Consider the following 16,766-nt stretch of genomic DNA (forward strand, 5'->3'; position numbering starts at 1 on the left):
GTCATATAGTCTGGCTGTCCTCGACCAGTGGAGGTGGCCGTGTCGGAGTTGTCCCCGTCCTCGCCGTCGTCGGTGCCGTGTTCCCGGATCGTCCGTCGCTCCGACGGCCTGCTGCACTTCACGGGCCTGCCGTCGTGCCTCACCGAACTCCTCGACATCGCCGCCCACCGGTACGCGGCCCGCGAGGCCGTCGTCGAGGTCGGCGGCCCCCGCCTCACGTACGCGCAGTTGTGGACGTCGGCGGCGCGGATCGCCGGCGGCCTGCTCGAACAGGGCGTCTCCATCGGCGACCGAGTCGCGATCCGGATACCCGACTCGACCCGATGGGTCCAGGCGTTCCTCGGAGTGCTGCTCTCCGGTGGGGTGCCGGTACCGGTACATCCCGGGCGCGGCCCCGAGCAGTTGCGGCACATCGCCGCAGACAGCGGCAGCATCCTCGTCCTCGACGCCGGTACCGAGTTCCCCACCGGGACACCGTTCATCGACGACGGTGCCTCCCCGCAGGATTCGGCGTTGCTGTTCTACACCGGTGGCACCACCGGCCGGCCCAGGGGCGTCGAACTGAGTCACGAGAACGTGCTGTCGACGATCGAGGCGGTACTCGCCGCCCGGGAGAACCGGGGCGGTGACCGGCACGCGGTGCTGCTGCCGCTGAGTTCGGGGTCGGCGTGTGTCGCCCGGATGCTGCCGATCCTCGCGTCCGGCGGCACCGTCGTCCTGGTGCCGGACCCCGATCCCGACGGGCTGCTCCGGGTACTCGCCGCGGAGCGGGTCGACCGGGTGAGCGTGACCGCGCCCCTCGCGCGGCGGCTCGCGGCCGCGTCGACGGACGCCGCTGCGGTGCGGGTCCTCGAACTCGACGACGAACCGGTCTCCGCGGCGACGGTGATCCGGCTGCAGCAACTGTTCCCGGGTGCGGAGATCGTGACCGGGTGGGGCATGACGGAGACCGGTGGCGCCGGGATGGTGTTCCCGATCGCCCCGCGTCCGGTCCCGGCCGAACTGCTGCACGAGGGTATGGAGTTCGCCGTCACCGGTACCGGTGACGGCAGTGGGGCGGGGGAGTTGTGGTGCCGGGGGCCGAGCGTGATGCGGGGGTACTGGGCCGACCCCGACGGCACCGCCCGCACGACCACCGGCGGCTGGCTGCACACCGGTGACGTCGTGCGGATCGGCGCCGACGGCGGTCTGCGGATGGCGGGCCGGGCCGCGGACGCCGTCGAGATCCCGCGCGGTGTCGTCTACGGCCGGGAGGTCGAGGACGCGGTACTGGACTGCCCGGGGGTGGCCGAGGCCGTCGCCGTCGGCGTCGACACTCCACGGGGACCGGACCTGGGGGTCCTGGTGGTGCCCGAACCCGGCGTCGATCTGCGGCTCGACACCGTCCGCGGTTTCCTCGACGCGCCTCTCGGCCACCGGCTGCCCCGGCAACTGTGTGCCAGCGCTCCGGCACTGCCACGCGGGGCCACGGGGCGGGTCGACCGGGCGGCAGTGAGACGATGGTTGGAGACCAGCTGTTCGACGAAGGAGCCCAGGCCGAGATGACGGCATTCGCAGAACTGCACATGCACATCGAGGGTGCGCTCGGGCCGGACCTGATCTTCGGGCTCGCCGAACGCAACCGCATGCACCTGCCGTACGACTCGCTCGCCGACCTCGAGTCCCGCTACGAGTTCACCGATCTGCAGTCGTTCCTCGACCTGTACTACGCGAATCTGGCGGTGCTGCGGACTGCCGACGACTTCGCCGACCTCACCCGCGACTACCTGCGGCGGGCTGCGGCGGCCGGGGTGCGGCACGCGGAGATCTTCTTCGATCCGCAGGCGCACACCGCACGGGGGGTGCCGCTGCAGGTGGTGCTCGACGGCATCCTCGACGTGCTGGCGGTCAGTGAACACGAGTTCGGGATGAGCACCGGACTGATCGCGTCGTTCCTGCGGGACCAGCCGGTGCACGACGCGGAAGCGGTGCTGGACGAACTGTTGCGGCTGCGGGCGCCGATCATCGGGGTCGGCCTCGACTCCGCGGAGGTGGGGAATCCGCCGACCCTGTTCGAGGACGTGTTCGCGCGGGCCCGCGCGGAGGGACTGCACGCTGTCGCGCACGCCGGCGAGGAGGGGCCGCCGGAGTACATCCGGCAGGCACTGGACGTACTCGGAGTCGAGCGCATCGACCACGGTGTGCGCTGCCTCGAAGATCCGGAACTGGTGCGGAGGCTGGTCGACGAGGAGATCCCGCTGACGGTGTGCCCGCTGTCGAACGTCCGTCTGCGCGTGGTCGATTCGCTCGGGCAGCACCCGTTGCGGACGATGCTCGACGCCGGACTGAAGGTGACGGTGAACTCCGACGACCCCGCCTATTTCGGCGGGGACGTCGGAGTGAACTTCGCCCGGCTGCGCGAGGAGCTCGCTCTCACCGACGGCGAGGTGGAGACGTTGGCGCGCAACTCGATCGAGGCGTCGTTCGCGTCACCGGCCCGCAAGGAGCAGCTGCTCGCGATGTAGGTCCGGTCAGCGTCGCCCGGTGACGAGTTTGACGAGGAACAGCAGGATGATCGCGCCGAACAGGCAGGTCAGGAAACTGAAGAACCAGCCGCCGCTCTCGACGTCGAAGAACGCGCTGAGGATGAAACCGCCGATGAGGCCGCCGACGATGCCGACGACGACGTTGAGCAGGATGCCCATCTGCTCGTCGGTCTTCATGATCTTGCTGCCGATCCAGCCGGCGAGACCGCCGATGATGATCCAGCCGATGATTCCGAGAGAGAGCATGATCGGTCCTTTCGTCGTGCCGGCGTCGGGGCGCCGCCGGACGTGGGTCTCGCGACAGAGCCGGTCGCCGCGTCAGCGTGCGCTGTCGGCGGCACCGATCTCGGTGGATACGCCCTCGTCGACCAGCTTGCCACCCGAGTTCTCGAGATGCGCGCGAACGAACCACTGGAACTTCTCCAACTCCGCGGTCTGGCCGATGAGCATGTCCTCGGTGATCGGATCGATATCGCCGGCCATCGCGATGGCCTTCCGGTTGTCCTCGATCAATCCGGTGTAGACGAGATCGAGCGCCGCCAGATGTGCCTGGGCCGTGTCACGGCCCACCGCGTAGTCGTCCCACGTGCGGTCCTTCTCGACGGCGCCCGGGGTGCCCTTCGGGGAGACGCCGAGGGCCGCGATGCGTTCGGCTGCCGCGTCGGCGTAGCCGCGCACCAGCTCCACCTGGGGATCGAGCATCTCGTGGACGCCGATGAAGTTGGGGCCCACGACGTTCCAGTGGATGTGCTTGAGAGTCAGATGCAGGTCGTTGTAGGCGCTCAGTCGATTCTGCAGTGTGGACGCGACACGTGCTCCCTGCTCGGTGGTGAGTCCGGGAACTGTGAAGGTGGTCATCTTCTGCTGTCCTTTCGTCGAGGGTGCACGATCGACCGTACTCGGAAATCTGTGTTCTGCACGGCAGATAAATTTCCGGGAAGCAGAAGCAGAAGCAGGAGCAGGCGCGGGCTCAGATGGATTGCCGGTGACCGTAGTACTCGTGGTCCTCGTTGTAACCCCCGTGGCCGCCACCGACTTCGGAGAAGTGCCGGACGAATTCGATTGCGCCGACCCATTTGACGTGTTTGAACCCGTGCTGGAGTTCGTTGCGCAGCCGCAGCGGTGAACCGTGATCGAACGTGAGGGGTGCGTCGTTCATGTCGTACGCGAGCATCGTCAGGTGGTGGCCCATCTGCTCGACCGGGTGCGCGTCGTAGTAGGTGCCGCCGTCGGAACCTTCGGCGAGGGAATAGAAGACGACCCATTTCGCGTCGGGCAGGGGGTGGACGAGGTCGACGATCGTCTGCATCGACACGCCACCCCATTTCGCGACCCCCGACCACCCCTGGATGCAGAAGTGCTGCGTGGTCTGCTCGTGGTGGGGCAGGGCGTGCAGGTCGTCGAGGGACAGGTCGACGGGGTGCTCGACGAGCCCGAAGACCCGCAGTCGGTAGTCACGAAAGTCGTTTTCCGCCAGGTGTTTGTACTCGGCGCTGTCGGGGGTGGTGCCGTTGGGCCACAGATACGGGGAGACGTCGTCGTCGGTGTAGGCGCCGGGTTTCGGGTTCACGTACTCGAACAGTCGCTGGAACGGTCCGATCAGCGCGTACCCGACCCGCTGCACGACGCGCGGATGCCGGAACGTGAACGGGGTGGCCGCGACCCACGCGACGGTCGTCACGACCAGTGCGACGCAGAAGACCCCGAATCCGATCCACGAGTCGTCGTCGCGTCCGGCGAACATGTGGTTGAAGTTGCGCAGTGCGCTCGTCGTCACCACGAACGTCACATGAATGACGATGAACTGCACGAACCACACCATCACCAGGAAGTGGATCGAGCGGGCCAACTGGATGTTGAGCGGCTTGCCGATCCACGGGAACCGCGTCGACAACGCCGGCGACATCGCCAGCCCGGACAGCACCGCGAGTGGCGCGAACACGAACACGGTGAGGAAGTACGTGAGCAGTTGCAGGCTGTTGTAGACGATCCAGCCGTTGTCCGTCGGCCAGTCCAGCGACAGATAGCGGACCAGGACGGTCACCGCGTTCGGGAACACCTCCCAGCTGGACGGGACCAGGTGCCGCCACTGGCCGGTGGTGAACAGCAACACGAAGAACACGATCCCGTTGACCAGCCACAGCACGTCGGCGCCGAGGTGCCACCACCGGGCCAATCCGATCGAGTGCCGGATCCCGGGCAGACCGACCTGGCCGGGCAGGCCGACGGAATCCTCCTTCGCGGTCCACACACGCCCCTTCGGCACCCGGTGCTGGACGCGCAGCCACTCCTTGCCGGGGGTGCAGTCGCGGGTGAAGTACAACCGCGGATGGTCGACGAAGATCTGGATCCCGGACCGGATGATGAACGTCATCAGGAACAGGTTGAAGAAGTGCTGCCACTGCACCCACGCGGGGAACCCCTGATGTTCCTCGAGTTCGACGGGCACGTGGGTGCCGGGATGCCGGACCATGAAGTCCTGCATCGCCGGAATGTTGTGGACGCCCTTGGCGATCGCGACAGCCGAGATGAGCACGACGAATCCGATCGGCAGCAGCCACAGGACGTTGAACCATCTGTCGCGGCCGATGCGCAGGCGGGGCGCGATACCGCCGGTGTGCGGTATCCGCCCGGCCCACGTGCCGGGATCGAGGACGTCGTTGCCGGGTTCGAGCCTCGGACGACGATCGGAGAGTGAGGTACTGCCCGCCCCGTGGGCGCTCGGTGTGGAACCGGTGGGTCGATCAGGGGCAGGGCGATCGACAGAGCCCATGACTTCGACGCTACGCCACCGGTGCGTGGCGCACGAGCAGGGCGGACACCTCGATCAGGGCGATACCGCCGACGGTGACGGTGCCGACGAATGCCCCGACGGAGGTGCCCACAGCGGCGCCGACGATCGTGCCGGTGAGACTCCCCAGGGTCATGGCGGTGGAGAGCGTGTCCGCAGCGGTCGACAGCCGGGGGTCGGAGAGCACCGGCGGGGTCAGGAGAGCCGGCGGGGGCGAGGGGAAGGCCGGGACGGAGAAGACGGTGGACATGACAACGACCCTTCGGTCGTCCGCGCGAGCCGCACGGTCGGGCAGGGACTGTGACCGTGGCTGTGACCGGATTTCATCGTCCCCACCTCCTCACGGTCGTGGCACGGTGCTCGTGGCACACCGGCCCGGTGGATCGGGTCCATGTCCAGAACGGCACCGGGCCGGTCGGGACGCACCCCTGCACGTTGACGGGTCGTGACCGGCCTGGTTGTGTCGAGGACACGCCCCGAACGGGAGGGAACACGATGGTGAAGACGGACGGACGGGTCCGGGTGCGCCGCATCTACGAGGAACCCGACTCCCACGACGGCACCCGGGTCCTCGTCGACCGGATCTGGCCGCGCGGCGTCAGCAAGGAACGCGCGCATCTCGACGAGTGGTGCAAGCAGATCGCGCCGTCGACCGACCTGCGCAAGTGGTACGGGCACGAGCCGGACCGGTTCGACGAGTTCACCCGCCGCTACCTCGACGAACTCACCGAGGACGAGCACGCGGCCGCCGTCGAGCACCTGCGCGAGCTGGCACGCGACGGCACGCTGACGCTGCTGACCGCGACGAAGGCCGTCGACATCAGCGAGGCCGCGGTGCTCGCCGACGTGGTCGCGGGCCGGGCGTCATCCTGATCCGATACTGCTCGTTCCGAGCTGTCGCCGGGTGTGCCGACGTCCGAGACGAACCGCCCGCCGGGTGAACGCCGGGTCGAAGAACAGATAGCTGAGCAGGTTGCCGTGGTCGTCGGGGTCGCCACCGATGAGCCGCGACAGCATCCACATCGACGGATTCCGGGCGAGGCCGAACGTGCCGTACCGGGCGTGGAACGCGTCGTCGGCGAGGGCGGCGATGTCGCCGCGTCATCGGCTGGGTAGCGACGACACCGAGCCGGTCGCAGCCGAACGCGATCGCCGGGCTGAGCGGGGCGTTCAGGCGCAGGCCTCCGTCGACGTACCAGCCTGCCCACGGCTCGGGATCGTAGATCCGGACGGGCCGGAACAGCAGCGGCACCGACGGGTGTTTCTCGACGAACACGACGGTGCCGCCCGTTGCGACCGAGGTGGTCGTCACCCGCGACGACCAGGCCGGTCCGCGAGTCTGTCACGGGGCCGGGTCCGGTGGCGGATCGGCCACGGTCCGGCAGCCGCCCACCACGAGTGCGACGGCGAGCGCGACCGCGCAGGCCGCGCAGCGTGTCGGTGGGACGGGATCGACCGGTGGGCGCATGACGGCTCCTTCGAGCCGGTGCCTCCCCGGGGCGGGAGGCCCTCGGTTCCACCTTGGCACTCAACCGACCAGGTCGGCGACCTTCGCGGCCAGCGCGAGCACGTCCCGGTCCCGTCCGGCGGGCCCGATCACCGACAGCCCCGCCGGCAGGCCGTCGGTGCGGAGCGGGACGGTCGCGGTCGGTAGTCCGGCGACGGTGGCGATCGCGGTGAGCAGGCCGGTGCTGCGCAACTGTTCCGCGACCCGGACGTTGGCCGGGTCGTCGGTCGTCGACGGGGCGGGTGTCGCGGTGGTCGGGACGAGCAGCACCCCGCTGCCGACGAGATCCTGCACGATGTGTCCGGCCGCCGTCACCTCGTCGAGGCGGCGCCGGTACGTCGACTCCGACACCTTCGCGGCGTCGAGGAAGTTCGCGCGGGCCTCGTCGCCGATCGAACCGGTCGCGGTCGACACCCAGCCGCCGTACTGCTGCCACGCCTCGTAGCCCTGTACGGCGCGGACCGCGTCGTACCAGTCCGGGAGGGCGGCGAGATCGACGTCGACGGTCGACAGGGCGGGCAGCCCGGACCGCCGCCATCGGGCGAGGGCGGCGTCGACGGCGGGCGCGACGACCGCGTCGGCGATCGCGACGACACCGGGGGACACCACGGCGGTATCGATCGGGTGTGTCGCCGCCGTCGGCAGCAGCACGTCGCCGACGGCGGCGAGGGTCGCGGCGTCCGCGCAGATCCACCCGACGGCGTCGAAGGTCCGGGACAGCGGCAGCATGCCCGCCGTGGACACCGCGTCCCGGGTGGGGACGAACCCGAACAGACCCTGGTAGGCGGCCGGGATCCGGATCGACCCGGTGGTGTCCGGTCCGAGCCCGACCCGGGCCGACCCGCTCGCGACGGCGGTGGCGGCACCGGAGGTGGCTCCACCCGGAATCCGTCCCGGCGCAGCAGGATTCGTCGGCGTCCCGTACGAAGCATTGATGCCGGAGTGGCCGAATCCGAAGTCGACGGTCTGCGCGATCCCGACGACGCGGGCGCCACCGGCGAGCAGCGCGGCGACAGCGTCCGCGGTGGTCGTCTCCACCGCGGCCTGGCCGAGCCATCCCGGATTGCCGGCCCCGATGCGCTGCCCGCGCACCGCGAACAGGTCGGTGACCGCGACCGTGAGCCCGTCCGCGCGGCCCGCCCCCGCCGCACCGACGAGCGGATCTCCCTGCACCCGCCACGTGACCGGATCGGCGGCCACCGTGTTTCCGCCGGGGAGTGGCGGCACCTCCGGATCACGCAGTCCCGCACCACAACCGGTGAGCAGGGCGGCGCCACCCACGCCGGCGGCCAGCGCACTCGCCCGCAGGAACGAGCGGCGGTCCAGGTGGGACGATCCGGTCATGAGGGCCTCTCCGGGGGCTCCGGTCAGGCCAGCACCTGCCGGAGGTAGTCGTTGTCGAACGTCCGGGACGGATCGTACTTGTCTCGGACGGTGCAGAAGTCGTCGAAACGCGCATACGTGGGACGCAGATCCGCGGCTGTGCGGCCGTGCATCTTGCCCCAGTGCGGACGTCCGTCGACGGCGCGGGTGATCGCCTCCACCGCGTCGAAGTATTCGCGATGCTCCCGCCGGTGGTACTGGTGGACGGCGATGTACGCGCTGTCGCGGCCGTGCGCGGTGGACATCCACACGTCGTCGGCCGGGGCGAAACGCACCTCGACGGGGAATGCGACCCGGCACCCCGATCGGTCCAGCCACGTCTCGATCTCCCGGAGCGTGTCCTTCACGGCGGCCTGCGGGATCGCGTACTCCATCTCGCGGAACTTCACGCGGCGCGGTGACGCGAACACGCGGTAGCTGCGATCGGTGAACTCGCGGGCCGACAGCACCCGTGCCGAGACCTGGTTGATCTGCGGGATCATCGCGGGCCACAGGACCGTGGCCCGGTTGATGCCTTCGAAGACCGTGTTGGAGAGCAGTTCGTCGTCGATGTAGCCGCTCACCCGGCCCACCGGACGCAACGGTGTGTCGCCCGGCAGGCGGGTGTTGCGTTTGGTGAGCACCCGGTCGGTGTGCGGGAACCAGTAGAACTCGAAGTGGTCGACGGTCGCGAGGTCGTGCTCGAGGCCGTCGAGGGTCTCGCCGAGCCGGGCCGGGCCCTCGACCGCCCGCATCGTGTAGGCGGACTGCACCGCGAGATCGACCTTGGTGACGATGCCGAGTGCACCGAGACCGACTTTCGCGGCCTCGTACAGGTCCGGGTTCTCGGTGTCCGAGCAGTTGACGACGCTGCCGTCGGCCAGCACGATCTGCAGGCCGCGGATCAGGGTCGCGAGCCCGCCGAATCGGGCGCCGGTGCCGTGGGTGCCGGTGGCCAGGGCCCCGGCGATCGACTGCACGTCGATGTCACCGAGGTTGATCATCGCGAGCCCACGGTCCCACAACTGCTCGTTGAGGTTCCGCAGTCGTGTGCCCGCCCACACGGTCACGATCGGCCCCTCCGGGGTGTCGCGTACCGATTCGATGCCGGTGAGATGGTCCAGGCTCACCAGGACGCCGCCGGTGACGGCGATACCGGTGAACGAGTGGCCGGCCCCCACGGCCTTGACGCGCAGTCCCTGCTCGGTCGCGTCCGCTGTCAGCGTGCTCAGTTCCGCCACCGATCGCGGAGTCGCGAAGCGGTGCGGTGTCGACGAGTGGGTCCCCGCCCAATTGCGCCACGTGTCTTTTGTCACCTGGGTCACTATTCTCTTGGACGAGCGTCCAGGCAAATGGAACACGAATTTTCGGTCGCAAGACTTACGATCGGGGGATGCTGAACCGGCTCCCTGCGGAAGAACGTCGCGCCCAACTCGTCGAAGCTGCACTCTCGATCGCCGAACGGGGTGGGATCGCGTCGGTGACGATTCGTGCCGTCGCGGAGGAGGCCGGCGTCTCCCTCGGGGTCGTGCACTACTGCTTCGAGAGCAAGGAAGCATTGGTCGCGGCCATGGCCGAGAGCCTGGTGCTGCAGCTCAGCGGCGGTGTGCGCGAGACGTTCGCGTCGGTGTGGGACGGCCGGGAGCTGAGCGGTCTGCAGGATCTGCGGGAGGTGCTGCACACCGGTCTGACCGCGATGTGGTCGCTGCTCGAGGCGTTCGCGGACCGGCAGTTGCTCACCTACGAGATCACGGCGTACGCCCTGCGGCATCGTGCCGCCGGCGCGCCGATGGCCGGCAGTATCGCCGAGGAGCAGTACCGCGTCATGGACGTCGAGGCCACCGTGTTCCTCGGTGAGGCGACACGCCGGACCGGGTGCACATGGACGGAGCCGGTGGCGTCGATCGCCCGGTTCGCGCTCGCGGTCATCGACGGCATCGTGTTGCGGTGGCTGGTGGACCGGGACAGCGACGCGATCGTCGCCGAGCTCGACGATCTGGTGCGGATCGTCGCGGCCAAGGCGGTCGAGGTCGAGCCGGGCGATGTGACTGCGGCGGAAACGGAATCGAACCTGGACAATCGTTCAGGAGAGTGATCGACTGGTCGTCATGACCGCACCGATCCACCGACTGGCCACCGCCACCGCACATCTCGACCCGCCGCTCGCCGCGGTCGATCTCGGGACCCTGCAGGTCAACGCGGCCGATCTGGTGCGGCGGGCCGCGGGCACACCGGTGCGGGTGGCGAGCAAGTCGGTGCGCTGCCGGACGGTCCTCGAGACGGTCCTCGGGCAGGGACTGACGGCGTCCGGTGGATTCCGGGGCATCATGGCGTACTCGTTGCGCGAGGCGATCTGGCTGGCCCGGCTCGGGGCCGAGGACGTCCTCGTCGGCTATCCCACCGTCGACCGCGGCGCGCTCGCCGAACTCGGTTCCGATCCCGTTCTGCCGCAGCGGATCACCCTCATGATCGACTCGGGTGCGCATCTCGACCTGATCCGGGACGCCGTCGGCTCCGAACGGGTGCGGCCGCGCGTGTGCCTCGACGTGGACGCGTCGCTGCGGATCGGTCCGGCGCATCTCGGGGTGCGTCGCTCCCCGCTGCGCGACCCCGGTGACGTCGCCCGACTGGCCCGGGCCGCACGGGATCGCGGGTTCGTGGTGGCCGGGGTGATGTTCTACGAGGCGCAGATCGCCGGTCTGCCCGACACGAGTCTCGCGGTGCGGCTGGTGAAGAAGGCCTCGGCGGCCGAACTGTCCACGCGCCGAACGGCGGTCGTCGACGCCGTGACCGCGGAGGTGGGCCGGCTCGAGATCGTCAACAGCGGTGGCACGGGCTCGCTCGAGGTGAGTTCCGCGGATGCGGTGGTCACCGAGGTCACCGCCGGATCGGGCCTGTACGTGCCCACACTGTTCGACCGCTACCACTCGTTCACACCGCGTCCGGCGATGTTCTTCGCGCTGCCCGCGGTCCGCAAACCGGCACCGCGGATCACCACGCTGTTCGGCGGCGGCTATATCGCGTCCGGGCCGGCGGGCGCGTCCCGTGTCCCGGCGCCGGTGTGGCCGCACGGACTGAAGCTGCTCCGCAACGAGGGCGCGGGCGAGGTCCAGACCCCGGTGACCGGCGCTGCCGCGGCCGAACTGGCAGTGGGGGACCGGGTGTGGTTCCGGCATGCCAAGGCCGGGGAGATGTGCGAACGCTTCACCACCGTGCACGTCGTGGACACCGACGGCAGCGCCGTCGCCGCGCCCACGTACCGCGGTGAGGGGCACTGTTTCGGCTGACCGGTGGCGCCGACCGCCGAGACGGACCGGCAGAATGGCCGTCATGCCGTTCTTCGCCGGGGCCACCGGACAGATCCACTACCGCCGCTGGACCGTCGACGCGCCCCGGGCCGGGGTCGTGTTCCTGCACGGCATGGGCCAGCACACCGGCCACTACCACCGGTTCGCGGCCGGACTGGCCGCCCACGGCATCGAGATGTGGGGCCTCGACCAGGCCGGGCACGGGCTGTCGGAGGGCACCCCCGGCACCCCTGGGCCGCTCGCCGGCCTCGCCGACGACGCCACCCGTCTCACCGGGATCGCGGTCGCCGACCGGCCGGGGCTCCCGTTGGTCCTCATGGGGCATTCGCTCGGGGCGGCGGTGTCGGTGACGCTGCTGCGCCGCACCCTCGACCCGTTCCGCGGTGCTGTCCTGTGTGGAACCCCGAAATCCGTTGTACAGACGCCGGATACGTCGGACTTCACCCGTGCCGGGTTTCCGGTGCTCGCGATCCACGGTGTCGACGACCGGCTCGCACCGGTCGACGGTGTGCGGGCATGGGTGTCGGGACTGCCCGGGGTGACCCTGCGCGAGTACGCCGACACCGGCCACGACCTCCTGCACGAGAAGATCCACCGCACCGTGACGGGCGATGTCGCCGCGTTCGTGTCGGCCAGTACTGTGAGCGGATGAGTTCCGCCGCACCGCATCCCGGCTCCGACCTCGCCCCCGCGATCCTGCTCGACGCGCTGCGGGAGCAGGGCGAGATGCTCGCCGCGACACCCGCGCTGGCCCTGGCCGAGCCGGTGCCGGCGGTGCCGGGGTGGACCGTCGAGGACGTCGTACGCCACACTGCCGAGGTGCACCGGTGGGTGCGCGCGGTGCTGGTGTCGTCGCCGGACACGCGACTGTCGCAGATCCCCGACGCGGATCCGGTCCCGCACGGCCCGGCCTGTCTCGACGCGTACCGGGACGCGCTCGACGAGATCGTCGACGCGTTCACGAGTCGTGATCTCACGCAGCCGGTTCGGACACTGTCCGGTACCGGCACCGTCTCCTGGTGGCTGCGCCGGCAGGTCCACGAGGTGGCGGTCCACCGTATCGACGTCGCCGACACGATGCGGGCGCTCGGCGGGCCCAGCGTTCCCGCGCTGGATCCGGCGATCGCGGTCGACGGCGTCGACGAGTGGGCGCACGTCTTCCTGCCGAGGTTGGCGCGGGCCGGGCGGTTCCCGAGCCTGGACGGGCGCAGCATCCACCTGCACGGCACCGACACCGGGCACGCGGAGTGGCATCTGACGTTCACCCAGGCCGATGTCGTGGTCACTCGGGAGCATCGGAAGGGCGACGTCGCGCTGCGCGGCCGCGCTCAGGACCTGCTGCTGGCAGTGTGGCGCCGCCGCCCCCTGTCCCGGCTCGAGACGATCGGCGACGAGGCGATCGCGGAGACGATGTGGGGTGCTGCGGCGCTGTAGCCGTGCGGGGCGGTGTCCAGCAGGACTTTGTTGGGTTGGAAACCTGTGGTGACACAGCGGGCAGGTGCCGATCCAGATGGTGAGTGCGCGTTGGATGTCGCATCCGATCCGGCGGCGATCACCATGTCCTTGCAGCTGGACTTCGGCACCCGGTAGCGAGCGGCGGCGGGACGGCCGGGGCCGATTCTTCGCTGTCGGTGTGGTCGATTGTCTTCGTGTCCGTCAGCGACGTGGTGTACGGCCGCGGTACAATGTCGGGCTCTTTGACTACTTAGACTACTTATAAGTATGAAAAGTACGTGTTCGGTGCTGCCTATACTCTCGATGTGCCGTCGATCTTCGATCCCCGGACCCGCCGCGAGCGTGGTGTCGGGCCCGTCACCGACTGGGATGCGATCAAGCAGTGGTCGGATGCGGTGTACATGCCGTACGAGGTCCGGCCGGTGGGCCGCGCGCTCGTACCTGCGTCCGACATGTTCTCGGTGGAGATCGGCGAGATGACGCTCACCCGGTTCAGCTACGGGATTCCGGTCGAGCTCGGCAAGTTCGCGCCCGAGGCCGGAAACATTCTCGTGCTCACCACCTTGACTGGACGGACGCGGCACGAGACGAACTCGAAATCCAGTGTCGACCTGACGACTGGACAGACGTTCGTCGTCGACTGCAGTCGGGTCGACTACAGGTTTGCCGCCGACGCAGACCACCTCCAGCTCAATCTCACCGTCCCGCACCGGCTGTTGGCCGATTTGGCGTTGCGCTGGTGGGGTCGGGCTCCCGACGACCGACTGTGGCGGCACAAGTGTGTCGTCGGTGGTCCGAACAGTCCGTGGCTGGCGTTGTTGGATTATGTTTCGCGTACCTTGGCGACGGATCGCGACGTGGTCGCGCACGGCCGCATCGGGGTGAATCTGCAGGAACTCATCGCTGCGCAGTTGCTCGAGGAATGGGCGGCGAGTGCGGGCGTCGACCTGGCGTCGGCCACGGCGGTGCCGGCGCCAGGTTACGTTCGGCGAGCGGTCCGCTACATCGAGGACAACGCACGTGACCTTCCGACGGTGGCCGAAGTGGCCCAGGAGGTCGGTGTCAGCGTCCGGGCGTTGTCCGGAGCATTCCGTGAGTATCTCGGGACCACTCCACGGGACTGTCTCCGCGAGCATCGACTGGAAGGGGTGCGGCGAGAGCTGTCGTCCCCGGCGGAGACTACCGTCGCCGCCGCCGCAGGTGCATGGGGATACGTCAACATGGGTGTCTTCGCCGCGGCTTACCGGCAACGGTTCGGTGAGAACCCGTCCGACACCCTGCGTCGTGCGCGAGGGTGACGCCGATCATCGATATCTGCCGATTCGAGACGGTGATTGCCGATTGAGGACATGGTCGCCGCGGAAATCTCCATAGTTTGCCCTCCTGTACGAGATCATCGATTGGTGGGAGAGATATTGTGGAACAACGTGATTCGAACCTGAACTGCGTTCTCGATGCCGTGATCGGGGCCGGAGCCGGGCAGGTTCCCGGTGTGGTCGCGATGCTGACCGACCGGAACGGGACCGTGTACGAGGGGTCGGCCGGAGTTCGGTCGGTACGTGACGTGCAGCCGATGACACCCGACACCGTCTTCGCCATGTTCTCGACGACGAAGGCGATCACCGGCACCGCTGTGCTGCAGTGTGTGGAGGAAGGTCTCCTCGATCTCGACGCCCCGGCGTCGAACTACTTGCCGGAGATCGGGAAGCTCGAAGTGATCGACGGGTTCGATGCGAACGGGGTGCCGATATTGCGGGCGCCCAGACGTGCGATCACGACACGTATGCTGCTGTTGCACACCGCCGGGTTCGGATACTCGTTCTTCGACGAGACCTATCATCGGTTGACGGTCGAGCACGGCCAGCCGAGCGTCATCACCGGCGCCAAGTCCGCGCTGACGACGCCGTTGCTGTTCGATCCGGGTGACCGCTGGCAGTACGGTTCGAGCATCGACTGGGCGGGGCTGGTCGTCGAGGCTGTGCGGGGTGAGCGTCTGGGGGAGGTGATGTCCGAGCGTATCTTCGCCCCGTTGGGGATGTCGGACACGGCGTTCACTCTCGACGAGGCGATGGAGCGGCGTCGGGCGACGATCCATCAGCGGCGGCCGGACGGTGTGCTCGAGCCACTCGACCTGGTGTTGCCGCAGGATCCCGAAGTGCACATGGGCGGTCACGGTTTGTACTCGACTGTGGGTGACTACACCAGGTTCCTCCGCATGTGGCTGAACGACGGTATGGGCGAACACGGCCGTGTTCTTGCGCCCGAAACTGTGGAGCGGGCGGTTGTGAGCGGTCTGCGTGATCAGCGGGTAACGATGTTGCCCGGCGTCGAACCGGAACTGTCGAACGACGCCGAGTTCTTCCCAGGGCAGCGCAAATCCTGGGCGTACACGTTCATGGTCAACGATGAGCCGGCTCCGACCGGGCGGTCGGCGGGCTCGCTCGCCTGGGCTGGGCTCGCGAACCTCTACTACTGGATCGACCGTCAGAACGGCATCGCGGGTATGTGGGCCGCGCAGGTTTTGCCCTTTGCGGACCCTGCATCGCTCGGGGGCTACTTCGAGTTCGAAGCGACCGCCTACCGCACTCTCTGGCAGCAGTAGGGCCACCGCCCGGCAGGGAAGGCTCTTGTTGCCACTGCCGGGCGCTCGTGGCTCGCTCGAACGTGAGTTCGCTCGACCGCGCGGTCGCGGTGGTGCGGCGGCAGGCTGGTGCACAGCTGCGCCATGTTCGATCCCGCACGAGATGCCGACTTCTACTGCACGGTCGCTACAGGAGATGTCGGTCGAACGGGCACCCTCTTCCGTCGCCTCCGTCCCTTCCTCGACATGATCGTCAGCGGAGGCTCCTCACCGCATTCAAGTCCGGCCTGCAGGGCATCGGAATTGATGCCGGCCTCCCACGCAGGCCGCTACTTCCCCTCAGCGATTCCGATACGGCCAGGCTCCGCAACCTCATTGCGAATGCATAGCGCACGTGGATGTCCCACGAGGCAATCGACAGGTACTTACCTCGCCCCGCCACGCGCTCTATGCGCTGACTGAACCGCAAGCGTGGACGGCTGCAAGGTCGTCCGGCTCGGATGGCAGGTCGGGGTGTACCCGGCATTCACGCCCGGCGTCGCGACCGTGATCGCACTCGCGGCGGTCTCCGCCTCACGTTCAGAGTCGAGGACACTTAGTGGCCAATAGGACACATGGTTGACTGGGCGACCGTGGCGCAGTAACCTCTCTCACTATTCGTTGCATTTCGTCGACCAACAAAGTGAGGAAAGGAATCGAATGAACAAGCTCGAGAATGCGCGGAAATTCTTCGAGGCATGCGAATCTGCATCCGGGTGGGAAGGGTGCCGAAGCTACGTTGCGGATGGTGCTTCTTTTCAAACTTTCGCGCCCGGATCCGCTGGAATGAAGACCGTGAAGTCATATTGCGATGCTGTCGCAGTATCCTTCAAAACGACATTTCTCGGCTCAACTTACGAATTGGCAGCTTCTGCCTACGACGCAGAGAACGACATTGCGCTGCTGCATGGCGTGTCGCATGCGCAGCACACGGGCGAAGGTGGTCCGGTGCCGCCGACAGGGAAAGTAGCGCAGATTCCCTTTGTCTACTCGATCAAGTTCAACTCTGACGCCAAGATCGTCCATCTGAGCAAGGTTTTTGATGAGTCCTCTGTGAAGCAGCAACTTGGCTGGCCCGAATCCTACTAGCCTCGATCTTTCGCTTCTCTGAAGGCAAGGACCTGGCGCAGTCGTGAGTGAGGCCCACTGAGTTGCGGTTTCAGGGAGGAAGAGGCTCGACGGAGCACGTGAATTGGGG

At 68.2% G+C, this 16,766-nt stretch carries 18 protein-coding genes; 10 read left to right on the plus strand and 8 right to left on the minus strand.

Translation table 11 applies throughout. The annotated features are described in order from the left end of the window. The first annotated feature begins 39 nt into the window (after positions 1–39). Both Q5696_RS06765 and Q5696_RS06770 read left to right on the plus strand, forming a co-directional pair. Positions 40–1,545, plus strand: a complete 1,506-nt coding sequence (locus tag Q5696_RS06765; protein WP_305094428.1) for a class I adenylate-forming enzyme family protein — start codon at positions 40–42, stop codon at positions 1,543–1,545. Beyond that, positions 1,542–2,504 (plus strand): adenosine deaminase, encoded by a 963-nt coding sequence (locus Q5696_RS06770; protein ID WP_305094429.1) that lies wholly within the window; start codon positions 1,542–1,544, stop codon positions 2,502–2,504. Before Q5696_RS06765 ends, Q5696_RS06770 begins: the two co-directional genes overlap by 4 nt. Before the next feature lie 6 nt (positions 2,505–2,510). Here Q5696_RS06770 and Q5696_RS06775 read toward each other — a convergent pair whose 3' ends face one another. The 4 genes from Q5696_RS06775 to Q5696_RS06790 all read right to left on the minus strand — a co-directional run bounded on the left by Q5696_RS06775 (position 2,511) and on the right by Q5696_RS06790 (position 5,566). After that, positions 2,511–2,771: a GlsB/YeaQ/YmgE family stress response membrane protein gene (locus Q5696_RS06775; RefSeq protein ID WP_305094430.1), complete on the minus strand. Its 261-nt coding sequence runs from the start codon at positions 2,769–2,771 to the stop codon at positions 2,511–2,513. A gap of 72 nt (positions 2,772–2,843) precedes the next feature. Further along, complete coding sequence (locus Q5696_RS06780; RefSeq protein ID WP_305094431.1) at positions 2,844–3,383, minus strand: Dps family protein; 540 nt, start codon at positions 3,381–3,383, stop codon at positions 2,844–2,846. A gap of 112 nt (positions 3,384–3,495) precedes the next feature. Beyond that, positions 3,496–5,298, minus strand: a complete 1,803-nt coding sequence (locus tag Q5696_RS06785) for a molybdopterin-dependent oxidoreductase (protein WP_305094432.1) — start codon at positions 5,296–5,298, stop codon at positions 3,496–3,498. Between the two features lie 10 nt (positions 5,299–5,308). Next, on the minus strand, positions 5,309–5,566 hold the full coding sequence (locus Q5696_RS06790) for a hypothetical protein (RefSeq protein WP_305094433.1): 258 nt from the start codon (positions 5,564–5,566) through the stop codon (positions 5,309–5,311). Positions 5,567–5,811: 245 nt separating this feature from the next. On the opposite strand from Q5696_RS06790, the gene Q5696_RS06795 reads away from it, so the two are divergent. Then, positions 5,812–6,189, plus strand: coding sequence for a DUF488 domain-containing protein (locus Q5696_RS06795; RefSeq protein ID WP_305094434.1), 378 nt, complete (start codon positions 5,812–5,814; stop codon positions 6,187–6,189). On the opposite strand, the gene Q5696_RS06800 is transcribed toward Q5696_RS06795, so the two are convergent. From Q5696_RS06800 to Q5696_RS06815, 4 genes are all read right to left on the minus strand, one after another. Next, on the minus strand, positions 6,181–6,339 hold the full coding sequence (locus Q5696_RS06800; RefSeq protein ID WP_305094435.1) for a hypothetical protein: 159 nt from the start codon (positions 6,337–6,339) through the stop codon (positions 6,181–6,183). The two genes, Q5696_RS06795 and Q5696_RS06800, sit on opposite strands and share 9 nt — an antisense overlap. 319 nt (positions 6,340–6,658) lie before the next feature. After that, positions 6,659–6,784 (minus strand): hypothetical protein, encoded by a 126-nt coding sequence (locus Q5696_RS06805; protein WP_305094436.1) that lies wholly within the window; start codon positions 6,782–6,784, stop codon positions 6,659–6,661. A gap of 60 nt (positions 6,785–6,844) precedes the next feature. Beyond that, positions 6,845–8,167, minus strand: coding sequence for an amidase family protein (locus Q5696_RS06810; protein WP_305094437.1), 1,323 nt, complete (start codon positions 8,165–8,167; stop codon positions 6,845–6,847). 23 nt (positions 8,168–8,190) lie between these two features. Further along, a complete protein-coding gene (locus Q5696_RS06815; RefSeq protein WP_305094438.1) occupies positions 8,191–9,501 on the minus strand; it encodes a D-arabinono-1,4-lactone oxidase in 1,311 nt (436 codons plus the stop codon). Between the two features lie 77 nt (positions 9,502–9,578). Between Q5696_RS06815 and Q5696_RS06820 the strand changes: the two genes are divergently transcribed. The 7 genes from Q5696_RS06820 (at position 9,579) to Q5696_RS06850 (ending at position 16,657) form a co-directional block, all read left to right on the plus strand. After that, positions 9,579–10,280, plus strand: coding sequence for a TetR/AcrR family transcriptional regulator (locus Q5696_RS06820; RefSeq protein ID WP_305094439.1), 702 nt, complete (start codon positions 9,579–9,581; stop codon positions 10,278–10,280). A 13-nt stretch (positions 10,281–10,293) separates the two neighbouring features. Further along, positions 10,294–11,472 carry an amino acid deaminase/aldolase gene (locus Q5696_RS06825; protein WP_305094440.1) on the plus strand — a complete coding sequence of 393 codons (1,179 nt, stop codon included), beginning with the start codon at positions 10,294–10,296 and terminating at the stop codon, positions 11,470–11,472. Positions 11,473–11,515: 43 nt separating this feature from the next. Further along, positions 11,516–12,145 carry an alpha/beta hydrolase gene (locus tag Q5696_RS06830; RefSeq protein ID WP_305094441.1) on the plus strand — a complete coding sequence of 210 codons (630 nt, stop codon included), beginning with the start codon at positions 11,516–11,518 and terminating at the stop codon, positions 12,143–12,145. After that, the gene (locus Q5696_RS06835) at positions 12,142–12,927 is read left to right on the plus strand and encodes a maleylpyruvate isomerase N-terminal domain-containing protein (RefSeq protein ID WP_305094442.1); all 786 of its coding nucleotides are present in this window, start codon (positions 12,142–12,144) and stop codon (positions 12,925–12,927) included. The genes Q5696_RS06830 and Q5696_RS06835 overlap by 4 nt, the downstream gene beginning before the upstream one ends. Before the next feature lie 326 nt (positions 12,928–13,253). Then, positions 13,254–14,246: an AraC family transcriptional regulator gene (locus tag Q5696_RS06840; protein ID WP_305094443.1), complete on the plus strand. Its 993-nt coding sequence runs from the start codon at positions 13,254–13,256 to the stop codon at positions 14,244–14,246. A gap of 119 nt (positions 14,247–14,365) precedes the next feature. After that, on the plus strand, positions 14,366–15,550 hold the full coding sequence (gene acmB / locus Q5696_RS06845) for a methyl acetate hydrolase AcmB (RefSeq protein WP_305094444.1): 1,185 nt from the start codon (positions 14,366–14,368) through the stop codon (positions 15,548–15,550). 678 nt (positions 15,551–16,228) lie between these two features. Next, positions 16,229–16,657, plus strand: coding sequence for a nuclear transport factor 2 family protein (locus tag Q5696_RS06850; protein WP_305094445.1), 429 nt, complete (start codon positions 16,229–16,231; stop codon positions 16,655–16,657). Positions 16,658–16,766: the final 109 nt, after the last annotated feature.

This window comes from Prescottella sp. R16 (assembly GCF_030656875.1).
Taxonomy (GTDB): Bacteria; Actinomycetota; Actinomycetes; order Mycobacteriales; family Mycobacteriaceae; genus Prescottella.